The sequence below is a fragment of the Streptomyces sp. Je 1-332 genome (genome assembly GCF_040730185.1).
Lineage (GTDB): Bacteria > Actinomycetota > Actinomycetes > Streptomycetales > Streptomycetaceae > Streptomyces.
Genome location: NZ_CP160402.1, coordinates 7,238,636 through 7,255,524, shown reverse-complemented (window position 1 = coordinate 7,255,524; position 16,889 = coordinate 7,238,636). Strand labels below are relative to the sequence as shown.

At 71.2% G+C, this 16,889-nt stretch carries 11 protein-coding genes; all 11 read left to right on the top strand.

What is annotated here, in order from left to right; translation table 11 throughout:
• Positions 1-119 precede the first annotated feature (119 nt).
• Positions 120-404 carry a hypothetical protein gene (locus ABXJ52_RS32600; RefSeq protein WP_367047018.1) on the top strand — a complete coding sequence of 95 codons (285 nt, stop codon included), beginning with the start codon at positions 120-122 and terminating at the stop codon, positions 402-404.
• A 405-nt stretch (positions 405-809) separates the two neighbouring features.
• Entirely contained in the window at positions 810-2,303 is a 1,494-nt protein-coding gene (locus tag ABXJ52_RS32595) for a sugar transferase (protein ID WP_367047017.1), read from the top strand.
• A gap of 82 nt (positions 2,304-2,385) precedes the next feature.
• Positions 2,386-3,705, top strand: coding sequence for a nucleotide sugar dehydrogenase (locus ABXJ52_RS32590; protein WP_367047015.1), 1,320 nt, complete (start codon positions 2,386-2,388; stop codon positions 3,703-3,705).
• Positions 3,695-4,969 (top strand): glycosyltransferase family 4 protein, encoded by a 1,275-nt coding sequence (locus ABXJ52_RS32585; protein ID WP_367047013.1) that lies wholly within the window; start codon positions 3,695-3,697, stop codon positions 4,967-4,969. The genes ABXJ52_RS32590 and ABXJ52_RS32585 overlap by 11 nt, the downstream gene beginning before the upstream one ends.
• Positions 4,966-6,336 (top strand): Wzz/FepE/Etk N-terminal domain-containing protein, encoded by a 1,371-nt coding sequence (locus ABXJ52_RS32580; RefSeq protein ID WP_367047010.1) that lies wholly within the window; start codon positions 4,966-4,968, stop codon positions 6,334-6,336. The genes ABXJ52_RS32585 and ABXJ52_RS32580 overlap by 4 nt, the downstream gene beginning before the upstream one ends.
• Positions 6,333-7,919 carry a Wzz/FepE/Etk N-terminal domain-containing protein gene (locus ABXJ52_RS32575; RefSeq protein WP_367047008.1) on the top strand — a complete coding sequence of 529 codons (1,587 nt, stop codon included), beginning with the start codon at positions 6,333-6,335 and terminating at the stop codon, positions 7,917-7,919. The genes ABXJ52_RS32580 and ABXJ52_RS32575 overlap by 4 nt, the downstream gene beginning before the upstream one ends.
• 3 nt (positions 7,920-7,922) lie before the next feature.
• Positions 7,923-9,851 (top strand): asparagine synthase (glutamine-hydrolyzing), encoded by a 1,929-nt coding sequence (asnB, locus tag ABXJ52_RS32570; protein WP_367047006.1) that lies wholly within the window; start codon positions 7,923-7,925, stop codon positions 9,849-9,851.
• Between the two features lie 46 nt (positions 9,852-9,897).
• Positions 9,898-12,087, top strand: coding sequence for a bi-domain-containing oxidoreductase (locus ABXJ52_RS32565; protein WP_367047004.1), 2,190 nt, complete (start codon positions 9,898-9,900; stop codon positions 12,085-12,087).
• On the top strand, positions 12,084-14,069 hold the full coding sequence (locus ABXJ52_RS32560) for an alginate lyase family protein (RefSeq protein ID WP_367047002.1): 1,986 nt from the start codon (positions 12,084-12,086) through the stop codon (positions 14,067-14,069). Before ABXJ52_RS32565 ends, ABXJ52_RS32560 begins: the two co-directional genes overlap by 4 nt.
• Positions 14,066-15,586, top strand: a complete 1,521-nt coding sequence (locus tag ABXJ52_RS32555) for a right-handed parallel beta-helix repeat-containing protein (RefSeq protein WP_367046999.1) — start codon at positions 14,066-14,068, stop codon at positions 15,584-15,586. The genes ABXJ52_RS32560 and ABXJ52_RS32555 overlap by 4 nt, the downstream gene beginning before the upstream one ends.
• Position 15,587: 1 nt before the next feature.
• Positions 15,588-16,889, top strand: a complete 1,302-nt coding sequence (locus tag ABXJ52_RS32550) for an O-antigen ligase domain-containing protein (protein WP_367046997.1) — start codon at positions 15,588-15,590, stop codon at positions 16,887-16,889.

The following is a 16,889-nucleotide window of genomic DNA, read 5'->3' as shown; positions in this document are numbered from 1 at the left end:
CACGCATTACTTGTGGGTGCCATCGGTGTACGCACGTGCTGTGCTGGCCATAGGGCGCCGGCCGCCGTGCGGCGACTCTCCTCGCCCGGTCGTCCCCCATGTCACTAGGAGCGTCCGCCATGGCGATCTTCATGCATGTCTCCCTGCCGGGTGTCACCACCGAGCAGTACGACACCCTCAACGCCAAGCTCCAGGAGACGCCCGAGGTCTTCGACGGCTGCATCGCCCATGTCTGCGTCCCCGGCAGCGACGGTCTGGACATCTACGACCTCTGGGAGTCCGAGCGGCACGCGCAAGCCTTCTCCGAGAAGGTCGCGCCCGTGGCGGAGTCGGTCGGCCTGACCGGCCCCGGAGGCGATTCCGCGTCGTATTCCGCGCACAACTACTGGATCCCCGGAGCCTGAAAGGTCCAGGAACCCACTCGCCCGCGGGGCCGGGACCCCTCGGGCGAGTGATCGACAAAGCCAAATTCAAAGCTTGACCACAAATTCCACACATCCTCTCTTCATACCGGCGCCAATGGTCTAGATTGACCGTGCTTCAGCTGTTCAGACATGAAGCGACCGTTAATGATCTCCAGGCGCGACGCTACGGAAAGCCGGACCACAGGGGTCCTTGGGTGCTGGGGAGCACCCAAAGGTTTCGACGGGTTTCCGCGCGCCTCGGGATGTGGGAACAGCTGAGGTGTCAGGTACGGGGGGCGGGGCCTCCCGAGGGGAGGAACAGCGCGGCGCGGGGGGCGGGGGTGCCTCCTGCGGGAACAGTGTTCGGCCGAGGCGCCGAGCCACTGGCGACCTGTGGGGGGTCCTGTGCAGCAGGGGGAATTAGTCAGCCCGTTTCCGTCGGCGCGCGGGCGTCTGACGAACGGGGCAATCGGAAGGCCCGCGAGCGACTGGGAGCAGCGGTACCGCCGTACCGTGATCATCAGCGATACCGTCGCCACGTTTTTCGTGGTGGCGTCGATCGGCAGCTTCTTCGGGGCCCGCGACGCCGCCAACTGGCACGAGAAGTGGGGAATTCTCGCCTTCGGCACCGAGCTCCTCGTATTGGGAGCGCTGGCGGTGAGCCGGTCATGGGCTCCGGCGGTTCTCGGCCAGGGAGCGGAGGAATTCCGCCGGCTCGGCCGCTCACTTTTCACGGCGGTCGTCGTGCTTTCGCTCGGCGGCATCGCCCTGACCTCGCGCAACATCAAGCTCTGGATCTTCGTCGCGATCCCGGCGATCGCGCTCGTCACCATGACCGAGCGGTATCTGCTCCGTCTGTGGCTGCACAAACAGCGCAAGGAAGGGCGGTGTCTGCGTCCGGTGCTCGCCGCCGGGAGCCCGGCCACCGTGCGCGACCTGATCACTCGCACCCGTAAGTTCCCGCACCTGGGCTGGCGGGTGGAGGCGGTGTGCACGCAGGACGGTCTGGGGCTCGACGGCGACCGCGTGGACGGCGACCAACTGGACGGAGTTCCCGTGGTCGGCCCACTGACGGACGTCGCGGGCCACGTCCGTCGCGACGGCTACCGCGTCGTCGCCGTCACACCGGACCCGCACTGGTCACCGGACCGGCTGCAGCGCCTCGCCTGGAACCTCGAGGGCAGCGATGCCGAGATGGTCGTGGCCCCCGTCCTGATGGAGGTGGCGGGACCGCGGCTGCACGTCGACGCGGTGCTCGGCATCCCGCTCCTTCGGGTCAGCATGCCGACCTTCACCGGGGGGCGCCGAGCGATCAAAGGGGTCGTCGACCGGACGGGCGCGGCGCTCCTGCTGCTGCTCTTCGCGCCGCTGATGGTGCTCGTCGGACTGCTCGTGCTCGTGGACAGCCGGGGTGGGGCGTTGTACCGCCAGCGCAGGGTCGGCAAGGACGGCCGCGAGTTCACCATCTTCAAGTTCCGCACCATGGTCGTCGGGGCCGACCGGGCACGTGCGGCGCTCGCCGACCGCAACGAAGGCGCGGGGCTGCTTTTCAAGCTCCGCCGCGATCCGCGGGTGACCCGGGTCGGCGCGGTGCTTCGCCGCTACTCGCTCGACGAGCTCCCGCAGCTCTTCAACGTGCTGCTCGGCTCGATGTCGCTGGTCGGTCCGCGGCCTCCGCTGCCGGAGGAGTCCGCCGCGTACGGCCCGGACATCCGGCGGCGGCTGCTCGTCAAACCCGGGCTCACCGGGCTGTGGCAGATCAGCGGGCGCAGCGATCTGCCGTGGGACGAGGCGGTCCGCCTCGACCTGCGGTACGTGGAGGACTGGTCGCTCGCCCTGGACACGGTGATCTTGTGGAAGACGCTGCGTGCGGTGCTCCAGGGGCAGGGGGCCTACTGATGTGCGGGGGTTCACGGCTCAGCTGTCCGGCTGACGCACTGAAGGCACGCCGGAAGGGTGTGCCCGGGGGGAGGAACGGGTTGTGAGAGTCAGTGTCTTAGGTCTCGGCTATGTGGGCTGTGTGTCGGCCGCGTGCCTGGCCGGCATGGGCCACGAGGTCGTCGGCGTGGACGTGAACCAGGTGAAGGTCGACCTGGTCAACGACGGCAAGGCCCCCGTGGTCGAGGAGCGGATCGGCGACCTCATCGCCGAGGTCGTGCGGACCGGGGCGCTGCGCGCCACCGCCGACGTCCGCGAAGCGATCATGAGCAGCGATGTCTCGCTGGTCTGTGTGGGCACGCCGTCGGAGCCCAACGGCAGCCTGTGCACCACGTACTTGGAGCGGGTCGCCGAGCAGATCGGCTCCGCGCTCGCCGAGCGGGACGGGGGGCGGCACACCGTCGTCTTTCGCAGCACGATGCTCCCGGGCACCTGTCTGAACCTGCTGGTCCCGATCCTGGAGAAGAACGTCGGCGGCACGGCCGGGGTGGACTTCGGGGTCGCGGTCAACCCGGAGTTCCTGCGCGAGGGCACGAGCGTGCGGGACTTCTACGACCCGCCCAAGACCGTCATCGGTGAACTCGACCCAGCGAGCGGCGACGTGGTGGCGGCGCTGTACGACGGTCTGCCCGGCGAGGTCTTCCGGGTGCCGGTCCCGACGGCCGAGGCGATCAAGTACGCGGACAACGCCTTCCACGGCCTCAAGATCGGTTTCGCGAACGAACTCGGCGCGGTGTGCCAGGCGCTCGGGGTGGACTCGCACCAGGTGATCGACGTGTTCCTGGCGGACCGCAAGCTGAACATCAGCCCCGCCTATCTGCGGCCCGGCTTCGCCTTCGGCGGCTCCTGCCTGCCCAAGGACCTGCGCAGCCTGGTCCACGCGGCACGGCGGGCCGATGTCTCGGTGCCCATCCTGTCCCACGTACTGCCCTCCAACTCCGACCATCTGCAGCGCGCGGTGGAGCTGGTCGAACGCACCGGCAAGCGCCGGGCGGGGCTGTTCGGTCTGTCCTTCAAACCCGGCACCGACGACCTGCGCGAGAGCCCGCTCGTCGAGCTGGCCGAGCGGCTCTTCGGCAAGGGGTACGACCTGAAGATCTACGACGCGAACGTCAGCATGTCCCGGCTGCTCGGCGCCAACCGCGAGTACATCGAGGACCGGCTGCCGCACCTCGCGCACCTGCTCGCGGACTCCGTCGACGAGGTGCTCGAGCACGCGGAGGTGTGCGTGGTCGGGACCAAGGACCCGGACGTCCTCTCGGCGCTGCCCCATGGCGGTGGACCGGTGATCGTCGACCTCATCCACCTACCCGACGCCGCGGCGCGCCGGACCGAACCGGGGTACATAGGCCTTGCTTGGTAACACATCGTCTGGTGACACGACCGGCGCCGGCCGGCCCGAACGGCGCGCGCTGATCCTGGTGGAGAACCTGTCGGTGCCGTTCGACCGGCGGGTGTGGCAGGAGTGCACGACACTGCGCGACGCCGGCTGGACGGTGCACGTCATCTGTCCCCGGGGCGAGAAGCGCGACACGGAACCGGAGGCGGTGGTCGACGGGGTGCGGATCCACCGCTACCCCCTGCGCGCGGCCACCGGAGGTCCCGCGGGCTACCTGCGGGAGTACGGCTCGGCGTTGTGGCACACACTCCGCCTTGCCCGGAAGGTCGGACCGGTCGACGTGGTCCACGCCTGCAACCCGCCCGATCTGCTGTTCCTGCCCGCGCTGTGGATGAAGCGGCGCGGCGCGCGGTTCGTCTTCGACCAGCACGACCTGGTACCCGAGTTGTATCTCTCCCGGTTCGGCCGCGGCGAGGACCTGCTCTACCGCGCCGTGTGCGCCCTTGAGCGGATGACCTACCGCGCCGCGGACGTGGTGCTCGCCACGAATGAGAGTTATCGGGACGTCGCGGTGCGCCGTGGCCGTCAGCGGCCGGAGGACGTCTTCGTGGTGCGCAGCGCGCCCGCGGTCGAACGCTTCCAACCGGTGCCGCCCGAGCCGGAGTTGAAGCGCGACAAGCAGCATCTGCTGTGCTATCTGGGCGTCATGGGCCCGCAGGACGGCGTCGACTACGCCCTGCGGTCCCTGGCGAAGCTGCGCGACGGCCTCGGGCGGACCGACTGGCATGCGGTGTTCGTCGGCGCCGGTGACGCGTTCGACGCGATGGTGGAGCTGTCCGGGCGGCTCGGTCTCTCCGAGCAGGTGCAGTTCACCGGACGCGTTCCGGACGCCGACCTGGTGCGCTATCTGTCCACCGCGGACGTGTGCCTCTCCCCCGACCCGCGCAACCCGCTCAACGACGTGTCGACCATGAACAAGGTCATGGAGTACATGGCGATGGGCCGGCCGATCGTCTCGTTCGACCTCAAGGAGGCGCGCGTCTCCGCCGGTGACGCCGCCGTGTACGCGCCCGCCAACGACGAGGCCGAATTCGCCGGGCTCATCGCGGCGTTGCTCGACGATCCGGAGAAGCGGGCCCGGATGGGCAAGATCGGCCAGGAGCGGGTCGGCGGAGCACTGTCCTGGCAGAACTCACAGCGCTCGCTGCTCGCCGCCTACGCCGCTGCCTGCCCCGCCCCCGGACACGTCGGTGGCGCCCCGAGCCGGATGGGGAGGAGGCGACGTTGAGCGACGACACCATACGTCTGGCCACGGTCGGGCGGATCTTCCGCAGGCGCTGGCGGCTGCTCGCCGTCGTCGCCCTGGTGGGCGCCCTGGTCGGCTACGGCGCCTCGGTGGTGCTGTTCCCACCGCGCTACACGGCATCGGCGTCGGTACTGCTGCCGGGGCAGTGGGAGGAACGCGAGCTGCTGACGCAGGTGAACGTGGCGACCAGTTCGTCGGTGGTCGACCGGGCCGCCGACGCGCTCGACTGGACGGGCGGCGACGGCGACGAGCTCATCGACCGGGTGAGCGCCAAGGCCGCCGACGGGAACATCGTCACGATTTCGGGTACGGCCGACACCCCGGAGCGCGCGCAGCAGCTGTCCGACCGTGTGGCCAAGGAATTCGTCACCTTCGCCACGCGGCTCGCGGGCGGCAGCGCCGACCCCGCGACGGCCACCGGGCCCGAGGCGCTGCGGAAGAAGGTCGCCGAGACCAACCGCCGCATCTCCGAGCTGGCAGATGCGGCGGATCCGGGACAGACCGTGGAGAGCGTGCAGGCGCGCACCTCGCTCGAGAAGCTGCGCACCTCGCTGGAGGAGGCCATGAAGAAGCTGGAAGAGGCCGACCCGGCGACCGGCAAGGCCGGCATGGTCGTCATGGGGCCCGCGGCCCTGCCGACCGGCGAGGCACCGCCGACGAGGACACAGCTCGTGGTCGGCGGGGCGCTGCTGTTCCTCCTGGTCTCCGTCATCGCCCATCTCACCGCGGCACGTTCGAACAACCGGCTCCGCACCGAGTCGGAGATCACCGCGGCGCTGGGGTCGACGCTCATCGGCACCGTCGAGGTGCCCGCTGAACGGGCCGCGCACGGGCCGAAAGGCGGCGGCCCGCGCGCCTGGACCCGCCGTTTCCTCGGCGTCGACACCCGGTGGGAGCTGCCGACCCCGCCGGCGTCCGGCGACGAGGCCGGCAGACAGCTCCGCTACCGGCGGGTGTGCGCCCGCCTCCGGATCCAACTGCCGGGCTCCCGACGGCTGCTGGTCGTCGTACCGGACGGCGACGAGATCGCCCGCCGGGCGGCGGAGCAGCTCGCCGCCGAGGCCAAGAGCGATCCGCAGCTGCGGGTGGTGGACGTCTCGGTGTCCCGGCCGCTGGTGCCGGACCGTGACGCCGAGTCCGGCGCCCTGGTCGTGCTCAGCGCGGGCAGTTGGACCGCCGGTGAGCTCGCCGGTCTCGCCGGGGCGTGTGCGGACGGCAGGCATGAGGTCGTCGGCGTCGTCGTCGCCGGGCCGGTACGGGCCCGTGCCGCGCGGCCTGCCGAGCGCCCTCCGGAGAACGCCGCTCCGGCGCTCGCGGGTCGCGGACACGCGACGGGAGGTTCGGCGTGACGACGCACACGGCCCCGGAGCCGTCGACAGCCGCTCCGCTGCTCAACCTTCAGGCGCTGGTGGTCGCGGTGCGCAGGCGCCGCCGCCTCTGGTGCTCCCTGGCGCTCCTCGGCCTGCTGATCGGCGCGGCGGTGGCGGTCCTGCGACCACCGCCGCCGACCGCCGTGGCCAAGGTGCTCGTCGCGCATCAGGAGGATCAGCCGAACGACACCGGAACGCTCATCCGCACCGACGTGGAGGTGCTGCAGACCACGCGGATCGCCGACAAGGCCCTGAAGTCCCTCAACTCACCGGTGAAACCGGAGGACTTCATGCGGGACTACCGGGGCACCGGCGTGACCAACAACCTGTTGCGGATCGATGTGACAGGCGACAGCGACGCGCAGGCGGTGGCCCGGGCCAAGGCGTTGGCGGACGCGTTCGTCGCCGACCATGTGCAGCGGATGCAGGACGCCGCGAAGGCCGAGGCCAAGGCCCTGCGCGACCAGCGCGACCGCATGCGGACCGAACTCGCCCAGGTCAACGAGTCGATCGGGGGCAGGACGCCTTCGAGCGACCCGGAGTCGTCGGCGAGCATGGAGTCGCTCTTCGCCCGCAGGGCCGAACTCACCTCCCGGATCGCCGACTTCGACCAGCGCGCCGAGGAGGCGCGGATGGGGACGCCCCGGATCATCTCCGGCACGCAGATCGTGGACGCACCGCGCGCGGTGCGGCACTCCCTGCCGCTGGCCGCTGCCACCAACTCAGCGATCGGACTCGTCCTCGGCCTCGTCATCGGGCTCGCGGTGGCGGCGGTCGGTTCGGTGGTGGCGGACCGTCCGGTGCTGCGCCGGGAGATCGCGGCGAACCTGGGGGCGTCGGTCATCGCGGAGCTGCGGCGCGTGCCCCGTCGCCGGGTCGGGTTCTGGCAGCGACGACGGACCCGTACGGAGCGCGAACGGCTCATATCGACCCTGGCCCGCACCGTGCGTGACTCAGGGGAATCGGTGTCGCTCCTGGAGCTGGGCTGTGCGCACAGCACGAGCGTGCTCGCCCTGGACCTGGCGAAGGCACTGTCGGCCCAGGAGCCGGTGGTCGTCATCGACGGCCTGCCGGCCCTGGAGCGCGCCGGCCGGGGCCAGGAGCCGGGCGGCCCGGCCGTGGTCAGCGGTGACCGTGCCGCGGCCGTGCCGCGTCAGACGCGCAGGATCGGTGTCGGCTCGGTCGTGCCCGGCACGGCGTGGACCGGCCTGCAGGACCTCGGTTCGCAGACCGTCCTCGTCGTGCGTGCCGGGCACGGCAGCGCCGCCTGGCTGCACACCGTGGCGCGGCAGCTCGCGGATCTGCTCATCCCGGTGATCGGTGTGGTGTTGATCGACCCCGATCCGCGGGACCGGACGGACGGCACCCTGTGGGACGGCCCGCACACCGCGCTGCGCGGCCACGACGCACGCCTCGCCCGGCGGAACGGCGGGGGCGGCGGGGGCGGCGGGGGCGGCGGGGGTGCCTCCCACGCCGTCGAGGCAGTGGGGGACGGCCGGCAGCAGGCCGAGCGGCCCCCAAGGGCCGTACGGGTCCCGGACAGCGACCAGGAGGCGCGGTAAGACATGTGTGGCATCGCAGGCACCTACCGATGGCCGGACGGGAAGGCCGTGACCGACCGGCTCACCGATGTCCTCGCCCACCGCGGACCGGACGGGGCGGGGCGGTACGGCCATCCCGCCGGTGACGGCGAAGTACAGCTCGGGCACCGCAGGCTGTCCATCATCGACCTGTCCGACACCGGCGCCCAGCCGATGGTCAAGGACGCCCTGTCCCTCACGTACAACGGCGAGCTCTACAACGCGCCCGAGCTGCGTGCCGAGCTGGCGGCCTCCGGGGTGCGCTTTCGCGGTACGTCCGACACCGAGGTGCTCCTTGAGGCCTGGCGGCGCTGGGGCACCGACTGCCTGCCCCGGCTGCGCGGCATGTTCGCGTTCGGGATCTTCGACGAGAGGACGGGTGAACTGGTCCTCGCCCGCGACCAGCTCGGCATCAAGCCGCTGTTCCTGCTGCGGCGCGGTGAGGGCCTGGTCTTCGCCTCCGAGCTCAAGGCGCTCGCCGCCGTGACCGGCGGATCGTTGCGGGTGGACGACGCGGCGCTGGTGGCCTCGCTGCTCTACTACTGGGTTCCGGATTCGCGGTGCGCGTTCCGCGAGGCGGAGAAGCTGCCGCCGGGGAGCTGGCTCAGGTGCCGGCCCGACGGACGGGTGGAGCGCGGTCAGTACTGGAACCTGCGCGACGTGGCCGCCGAGGGGCAGGAGCGGGCCCGCAGCGGCGAACTGCCGGACCTGGCCGCCGTCGTCGAGGAGTCCACCCGGCAGCACCTGCTCTCCGACGTGCCCGTGGCGACCTTCCTCTCCGGCGGTCTCGACTCCAGCTATCTGACCGCGCTCGCGGCCCGCGACCGGCCCGGGATCTCCGCGTACACGATCGGATTCCGCGCCGAGGACGCCAAGTTCGAGGCGATGCCGGACGACCTGCGCTATGCCCGGCAGGTGGCCGAGCGATTCGGTGTCGACCTGCACGAGATCGAGATCGCCCCGAACGTGCTCGACCTGCTGCCGCGGATGACGCACCACCTGGACGAGCCGATCGGCGACCCCGCCGCGATCAACACCTTCCTGATCTGCTCGGCCGCGCGGGAGGCCGGGGTCAAGGTGATGCTCTCGGGGATGGGCGCCGACGAGCTGTTCGCCGGTTACCGCAAGCACCTGGCCAACCTGTTCGCGGTGCGCTACCAGCGTGTCCCGCGGCCCTTGCGGCGGGGCCTGTCCAGAGCCGTGGACCGGCTGCCGGTCGCCACGTCCCGCCGGGGGTTCCGCTCGGTGCGCTTCGCCAAGCGGTTCCTCTCCTTCGCCGATCTGTCGGAGGAGGCCGCGTTCCGGCGCAGCTACACCATGTACGACAAGGACGAGCTGCTCGCCCTGGTCAATCCGGACCTGGCGGGGACGGTCGACGACGTGCTGACCGAGCACGCGGACATCTACCAGGACAACGCACTCGACGACTTCGTCAACCGCATGTGCCTGGGCGACGCGCGGATGTTCCTGCCGGGTCTGAACCTCGCCTACACGGACCGTTCGAGCATGGCCGCGTCGACCGAGGTGCGGGTGCCGTACGTGGACGTCGAGGTGGTCAAGGCGGCGTTCGCCGTGCCCGGTGACCGCAAGATCGTCGGACGGCAGAGCAAGGCCGTCCTCAAGGAGGCGGCCCTCTCGGTCCTGCCGAGGGAGATCGCGTACCGGCCCAAGGGCTTGTTCAGCGCCCCGCTGCGGGCCTGGATGAGCCGGGATCTGGCACCGCTGGTGCGCGAGGTGGTCAACGACGGTGTGCTCGTCAGTTCCGGGATCCTGCGCCGTGACGCGCTGGAGCGGATGGTCGCCGAGGACGCCGCGGGGCAGCGGGACTTCTCCAAGCATCTGTGGCATGTGCTGACCCTCGAGTACTGGTACCGCGGCGCGACCGCTGGCTCCGGCCAGCGACAAGTGGCTTGACGGCGTTGGAATTGACGGCGTTGACGGTGAATCAAGAGGAGCTCGGGTGAAGCAGGTCGTACAGAACTACAAGAGTGGTGAGCTGGCGCTGCTCGATGTGCCGGTTCCGGGGTGCAAGCCGGACGGTGTGCTGGTCCGCAGCGCCTACTCGTTGATATCCACCGGTACCGAGCTCATGAAGGTGTCCGAGGCCGGCATGTCGATGGTGGGCAAGGCCCGCTCCCGTCCTGACCAGGTGGCCAAGGTCATGCAGAGCGTGGCCACCAACGGGGTGCCCGCCACCTACCGCAAGGTGATGGGCAAGCTGGACTCCTACACCCCGCTCGGCTATTCGCTGTGCGGCGTGGTCGAGCAGGTCGGCGCCGGGATCGACGATGTGAAGCCCGGGGACCTGGTGGCCTGCGCCGGCAACGAGCACGCGCTGCACGCCGAGTTGAACTGGGTGCCGAAGAACCTCTACGCGCCGGTTCCCGCCGGTCTCGCGCCGCGGCACGCTGCCTTCGGCACCGTCGGGTCGATCGCGATGCAGGGCGTCCGCCGGGGCGAGCCGCAGCTCGGCGACGTGGCGCTCGTCATCGGCCTCGGTCTCATCGGGCAGTTGGTGGTGCAGCTCCTCACCGCATCGGGGGTCCGCGTCGTCGGAGTCGATCCCGACCCGGCGCGCTGCGAACTCGCCGAGCGCTCGGGCGCCGCGGCCTGCGGCGACCCCGCGTCCGCCGCCGTGGAGGCCGCCGTCGCGGAGCTCACCGAGGGCCACGGCGTCGACCAGGTGTATCTGGCCGCCGGCGGCGGCAGCAACCAGCCCGTCGAGCTGGCCGCCCACTTGAGCCGCGACCGCGGCCGGGTCGTCGACATCGGCAAGTGCAGCCTCGACCTGCCGTGGAACGCGTACTACGAGAAGGAGCTCGACGTCCGGTTCTCCCGCAGTTACGGCCCGGGGCGCTACGACCCCGCGTACGAGCTGGAGGGCCGGGACTACCCCATCGGCTATGTGCGCTGGACCGAGCGCCGCAACCTCGCGTGCTTCCTCGATCTCGCCGCCCGGGGCCGCGTCGACGTGGAGCCCTTGATCTCCCACATCGCCGCCTTCGATGACGCCGTGGAGACCTACCAGGGCCTGAAGGACGGCGAGTTGAAGGCCGTGGCCGTGCTGTTCCGCTACACCGAGCAGACGGGGGAAACGGAATCGGAGGCCCCGGCAGTGGCCGTGCCCGAGGTGAAGCGAGGGAGCGGCCAGGTGTCCGCCACGCCACGGGCCACCAAGTCACCCGTACGCCTCGCGTTCGTCGGCGCGGGCAACTACGCGACGTCGATGCTGCTGCCGCACCTGGCGGGGCGCGAGGGCGTCGAGTTGTCCACGGTCGTCACCACGACCGCGCTGTCCGCGGCCAACGCCAAGCGGAAGTTCGGCTTCGCCGACGCCACGACCGATCTCGACGCCGTACTCGGCGACAAGTCCATCGACGCGGTGTTCGTGGTCACCCGGCACAGCTCGCACGCCGACCTGACCCGGAGGGCGCTGCTCGCCGGTAAGTCGGTGTTCGTGGAGAAGCCCCTGGCACTCTCCGACGACGAGCTGACGGGCGTGCTCGCGGCCGTGGAGGAGTCCGGCAACGACCGGTTGCAGGTGGGCTTCAACCGCCGGTTCTCGCCGCTGCTCCAGGAGGCCAAGAAGCGGTTCGGCGCCCGGAGCGGTCCGGCGAACCTGCGCTATCTGGTCAACGCGGGCCGCTTGCAGCACGGCAGCTGGTACCTCCAACAGGGCGCCGAGGGCTCGCGGTTCGTCGGCGAGGGCGGGCACTTCATCGACACGGCGAGCTGGCTGCTCGGGGCCGACCCGGTCTCGGTGTACGCGGTGGCCACCTCCGGCAACGAGGACCTCCAGGTCGTGCTGCGCTACCCGGACGGGTCCACCGCCACCATCAGTTACGTCACCAACGGTGCGCCCGGCTTTCCCAAGGAGACGCTGGACCTCGTCGGTGACGGCAAGGTGCTGCGGCTCGACGACTTCGTCCGTGCTTCGGTCCACGGCCCCAAGCGGTGGGTCAGTTCGCGGCTGCCCAAGGCCAGGGACAAGGGGCAGAACGCCGAACTCGCCGCGTTCGTCAGGGCCGTGCGGACCGGCGGGCCGATGCCGGTACCACTGGAGTCCCTCGTCGCCACCACGGCGGCCACCCTCGCCGTGCAGGCAGGCCTGGCGTGCGGCGCTCCGGTGGCGCTGACGGGGGCGCGATGACCGTGAACTCGGGGAATCCGGTCTGGTACCTGCGGCGGCTGTCCCGCATGGGCCCGCGGGAGGTCGCGGGCCGGGTGGGTGACACGGTGCGCAGGCGCCGGTGGCGCTCGGCGCGGCCCGAGTGCCCGCGCGTGAGCGGCGCGCGGTTCACCGCGGTGCTGCCCGCCGCGGCGCTCGCCGCGGTGCCGCCGGATGCCGCGAAGCGTCTGGTCGACGCGGCGGAGCTGCTGATGGCCGGGCACGCCGAGTACTTCGGGGTGGCCCGCGACGACCTGGCCGACCCGGACTGGTGGTACGACCCGAAGACCGGGCGCCATGCTCCGTGGGGCTATGCCTTCGACCTTCCGTACCGCCAGGAGGACGCGGTCGGGGACATCAAGCAGATCTGGGAGCTGTCCCGGCATCAGTACCTCACCGTGCTCGCCGCCGCCTACGCGGTCACCGGGGACGAGCGGTACGCCGAGCGCGTGGCCGAGCACCTGCGGTCGTGGTGGGCGGCCAACCCGCCGCTGCGCGGCGTGCACTGGATCAGCGGCATCGAGCTCGGCATCCGGCTGCTCTCCTGGGTGTGGGTCCGCAGGCTGCTCGACGGCTGGCCGGGCGCGGCCGGTCTCTTCGAGGACAACCCGGTGGCGCTGAACCAGATCTGGCACCACCAGCGCTGGCTGGCCGGCTTCCCCAGCCGGGGCTCTTCTGCGAACAACCACATCATCGCCGAGGCCGCCGGGCAGTTCGCCGCGGCCTGCGCGTTCAACTGGTTTCCCTCATCGGAGCGTTGGCGGAACGACGCGCTGCGGTCGCTCGAGCGGCAGCTGCGCGGCAACACCTTCCTCTCCGGGCTCAACCGCGAGCTGGCGAGCGAGTACCACGGGCTCGTCCTGGAGCTCGGCCTTGCCGCGGTGGCCGAGGCGGACGCCGCCGACGTGCCGGTCCCCGCGACGCTGCGCCTGGTGCTGCTGCGGATGACCGACGCGCTCGCGGCCGTCGTGGACAACCGGCTGCGGCCGCCGCGCCAGGGGGACGCGGACGACGGACACGGCCTGATCGTGGACGGCGCGGGCACCGACCGCTGGGCCTCGCTGCTCGCCACCGGGGACGCGGTGTTCGGCCGCCTCGCCTGGTGGCCGGAGGTGACCGGAACCGACGTGCGCACCCCCCTGCTCGCCGCGCTCATCCGCCCTTACGCGAAGGGCGGGACCGCACCGGCCGTGGCCCGCCCCTCCGCCAAACCGGGGCACTTCGCGGACGCGGGCATGACCATCCTGCGCGGTCCTGACGGGATCTGGTGCCGCTGCGACGGCGGCCCGCACGGCTTCCTGTCCATCGCCGCGCACGCCCACGCGGACGCGCTGTCCGTGGAGGTCCGGCAGGACGGGGTCGACGTGCTCGCCGACCCGGGGACGTTCTGCTACCACGGACAGCCCGAGTGGCGGCAGTACTTCCGCTCGACCCTCGGCCACAACACCCTGGAACTGAACGGCGCCGACCAGTCCGTCTCCGGCGGCCCGTTCCTCTGGACCCGGCACGCCCGCAGCCGCGTCCTGGACGTGGGCACATCCCCCGAGAGTGTGGCCCACTGGTGCGCCGAGCACGACGGATACCAGCGTTCCGTGCACCGCCGCCGGGTGGAGCTGACCGCCGCGAGCCAGGAGCTGCGGGTGGTCGACGAGGTGCGCGGCAGGGGCCGGGCGGCCGTGCGCCTCGCGTTCCACCTCGGCCCGGCGATCGCCGCGGACCTGGTGGGGAACTGGGCGGTACTCACCTGGACCCGGGACGGCGAGGACCGTTTCGCGGTGCTCGACCTGCCCGAGCAGCTGTCCTGGCGCGCGCACCACGGCGAGAGCGACCCGCCGCTCGGCTGGTACTCCGCCGGCTTCGGGCGCAAGGAACCCGCCACCACCCTGGTCGGCACCGGCTTCGCCGACGGCACGCAGGGGTTCACGACCGTGCTCAGGTTCCGGGGCCAGGGGGCGGCGGGATGAGGTGGCGGAACTGGGCTCTGCCGGTGGCGGCGCTGGCCGTGCTGGTGGCGACCGGCTGTGAGAGCTCGCCGGGCGAGCGGGCGGAGCAGACGCCCGCTCCGGCGAAGTCCGGGGCGCGAGCCGTGGCGCGGGTGTGTGCCAAGCCCGCGGCCGGGCCGACGAAGGCGCCGGCGGGCGCGGTGACGGTCGATCCCAAGGTGGTCAACGACCTGGCAGCGAAGACCAGGAGCAGCCCTGCGAACACCACTTTCTGGCTCCGCCCCGGCAAGCACACGCTCGAACCGGACCGCCACGCCCAAGTCATCCCCAAGAAGGGCAACCGCTACCTCGGCGCGCCGGGCGCGGTGCTCGACGGCCGGAAGAAGAACCAGTACGCGTTCGGCGGCGACGCCCGTGACGTCACCATCCGCCATCTGACCGTGCAGCGTTTCGTCGCGCCGCACGACCAGGGCGTGGTCAACCACGACTCGGCCGACGGCTGGGTGATCGAGCACGCGAAGATCCAGCACAACTCAGGGGCCGGGCTGATGGCCGGCGCCCGCCAGCAGGTCCGCGCCAACTGCCTTCGCGAGAACGGGCAGTACGGCATGAACGCGTACAAGGGCACGGGCCCGCTCCGCGATCTGGTCCTTGAGGGCAACGAGATCGTGGGCAACAACACCGGCGACTGGGAGCGGCGGCGGGAGGGCTGCGGCTGCACCGGGGGCGTCAAGTTCTGGGCGGTCGATGGCGCCGACATCCGGGGCAACTGGGTGCACGACAACCGCGGGACCGGGCTGTGGGCGGACACCAACAACAACGACTTCCGCATCGAGGACAACGTGCTGGATGCCAACGACGGTGCCGCCCTGATCTATGAGACCAGCTACAACGCGGTCATCCGGAAGAACACGATCCGGCGGAACAACTGGGTCGAGGGCCGCAAGGGGGCCTCCGGCGGCGACACCTTCCCCTTCGCCACCCTCTATCTGTCCGAGTCAGGCGGCGAACCACGGGTCCGGGCCCGCACGGACAAGATCGAGGTCTACCGGAACCTCCTGGAGAACAACTGGTCCGGGATCACCCTGTGGGAGAACGCCGACCGGTTCTGCAACAGCCCCGCCAACACCTCCTCCGGTGACTGCACGCTGCTGGAGAAGAACACCGACCGCTGCGCGCAGCCGAAGATCGCCACCAAGCCGCTCTACGCCGACTGCCGGTGGAAGACCCAGCGGGTGGACATCCACACCAACCGGTTCGTGCTCGACAAGTCCGTCCTCAAGTGCGCGGCCATGTGCGACCGCATGGCGGTCCTCGCCAACTACGGCACCTACCCGAAGTGGTCGCCGTACAAGGGCGATCGGGTGGCGGACGCCATCACCCACAAGCAGGGCAACCGCTGGCGCGACAACGTCTACATCGGTCCGTGGAAGTTCGTCGCCCACGACCCGAGCCGGGTGCTCGACTTCGGGCAGTGGCAGGGCGCGCCGTACGAGCAGGACGCGAGCAGCACCCTCCGTGCACGGGCCGGTGAGTGAGATGAGTCAGGACCTGCGGCGCGGTGGGCTGCCGGACGGAGCGGACGCGGGGGGCACGCGGACGGGCGGCGAACCGCGCCCCGGCACACCGAAACTCGTCGGGGCCGTCTGGGGGCTGCTGATCCTCAACACGCTCGGCTCCGCCGGGGCCGAGATCATCATCCCGCTGCCCCGCTCCCTCATCCAGCTGGTCACGATGGGCGCGCTGGTCGGCGCGTTCACGCTGGCGCTCGCGCTCAATCTGCGGCTGCGCATCCACGCAAGCGCGTTCCTGCTGCTGCTCACCCTGCTGCTCGTGCCGAGCGTGATCTCCAGCCTGCAACTGGTGTCCGGGTTCGGCGCGCTGTTCCGCTGTACCCGCCTCGCTCTCTTCATCGGCACGCTGTGGCTGCTCAGCCGCTGGTGGGACGGTAGCGACACGTTCGTCCGGCACCACATCCGCATGTACTTCGCGGTGCTCGGGTCGGTCGCCGCCGGCGCGGTCATCTCGCCGGGCGCGGCCCTGCCCGATGTCTACGGCGGGCGGCTCGTCGGCGCGTTGTGGCCGCTCACCCCGCCGCAGATCGGCCAGTACGCCGCGGTGATCATCGGGCTCACCGTGCTGCTTCTGCTGGGGCGCAGGACCGACAGGGGCAGCGCGGCGGTCATCATCGTGCCCTCGCTCGTCCTGCTCGCGCTGACCCATACCCGGACGGCCACCCTCGGCATGCTCATCGGGCTCGCGCTGGCGATCGGCTCGCTCGTCCTGACGAGCGCCGCCGCCCGCCGGTTCTTCACCTGGGCGGTGGTCGTCGCCACGGTGGCCGCGGTGGGGTTCGCCCCGCTGCTGCGGGCGTGGTTCCTGCGCGGCCAGAGCCAGGAGTACCTCACCAGCCTCACCGGCCGGGCCAAGGTCTGGGACGCCCTCCTCGCCGCGCCCCGGACGACCGGGGAGAAGCTGTTCGGCATGGGCCTCGGCGACAAGTCGTTCGGCGGGCTGCCGATCGACAACAGCTGGCTGGCCGTCTACCACGAGCAGGGCTGGGCCGGCGTCACCCTCGTGACGGCGTTCATCACCATCCTCGGCGGCGTCGCGCTGCTGCGACCGCCGTCCCTTGCGCGGGCGTGCGCGATCTTCCTGATCAGCTACTGCGCGATCGCGTCGTACACCGAGGCGGGCCTCGGCGACGCCTCGCCGTATCTGCTGCATCTGGCCCTGGCCGCCTCGCTCCTCGCGACACCCGCCGCGGCCACGCCCCTGGCGAAGCCCGCGGTGCCACGGCGGCGTATCCCGCGCTGGGCCCAAGATCGGAGGCGACTGTGA

Excerpts from the sequence above, each read along its gene's own strand:
- ABXJ52_RS32550 (WP_367046997.1), top strand. The coding sequence starts at position 15,588 with ATGAGTCAGGACCTGCGGCGCGGTGGGCTGCCGGACGGAGCGGACGCG.
- ABXJ52_RS32600 (WP_367047018.1), top strand. The coding sequence starts at position 120 with ATGGCGATCTTCATGCATGTCTCCCTGCCGGGTGTCACCACCGAGCAG.
- ABXJ52_RS32560 (WP_367047002.1), top strand. The coding sequence starts at position 12,084 with ATGACCGTGAACTCGGGGAATCCGGTCTGGTACCTGCGGCGGCTGTCC.
- asnB (WP_367047006.1), top strand. The coding sequence starts at position 7,923 with ATGTGTGGCATCGCAGGCACCTACCGATGGCCGGACGGGAAGGCCGTG.
- ABXJ52_RS32555 (WP_367046999.1), top strand. The coding sequence starts at position 14,066 with ATGAGGTGGCGGAACTGGGCTCTGCCGGTGGCGGCGCTGGCCGTGCTG.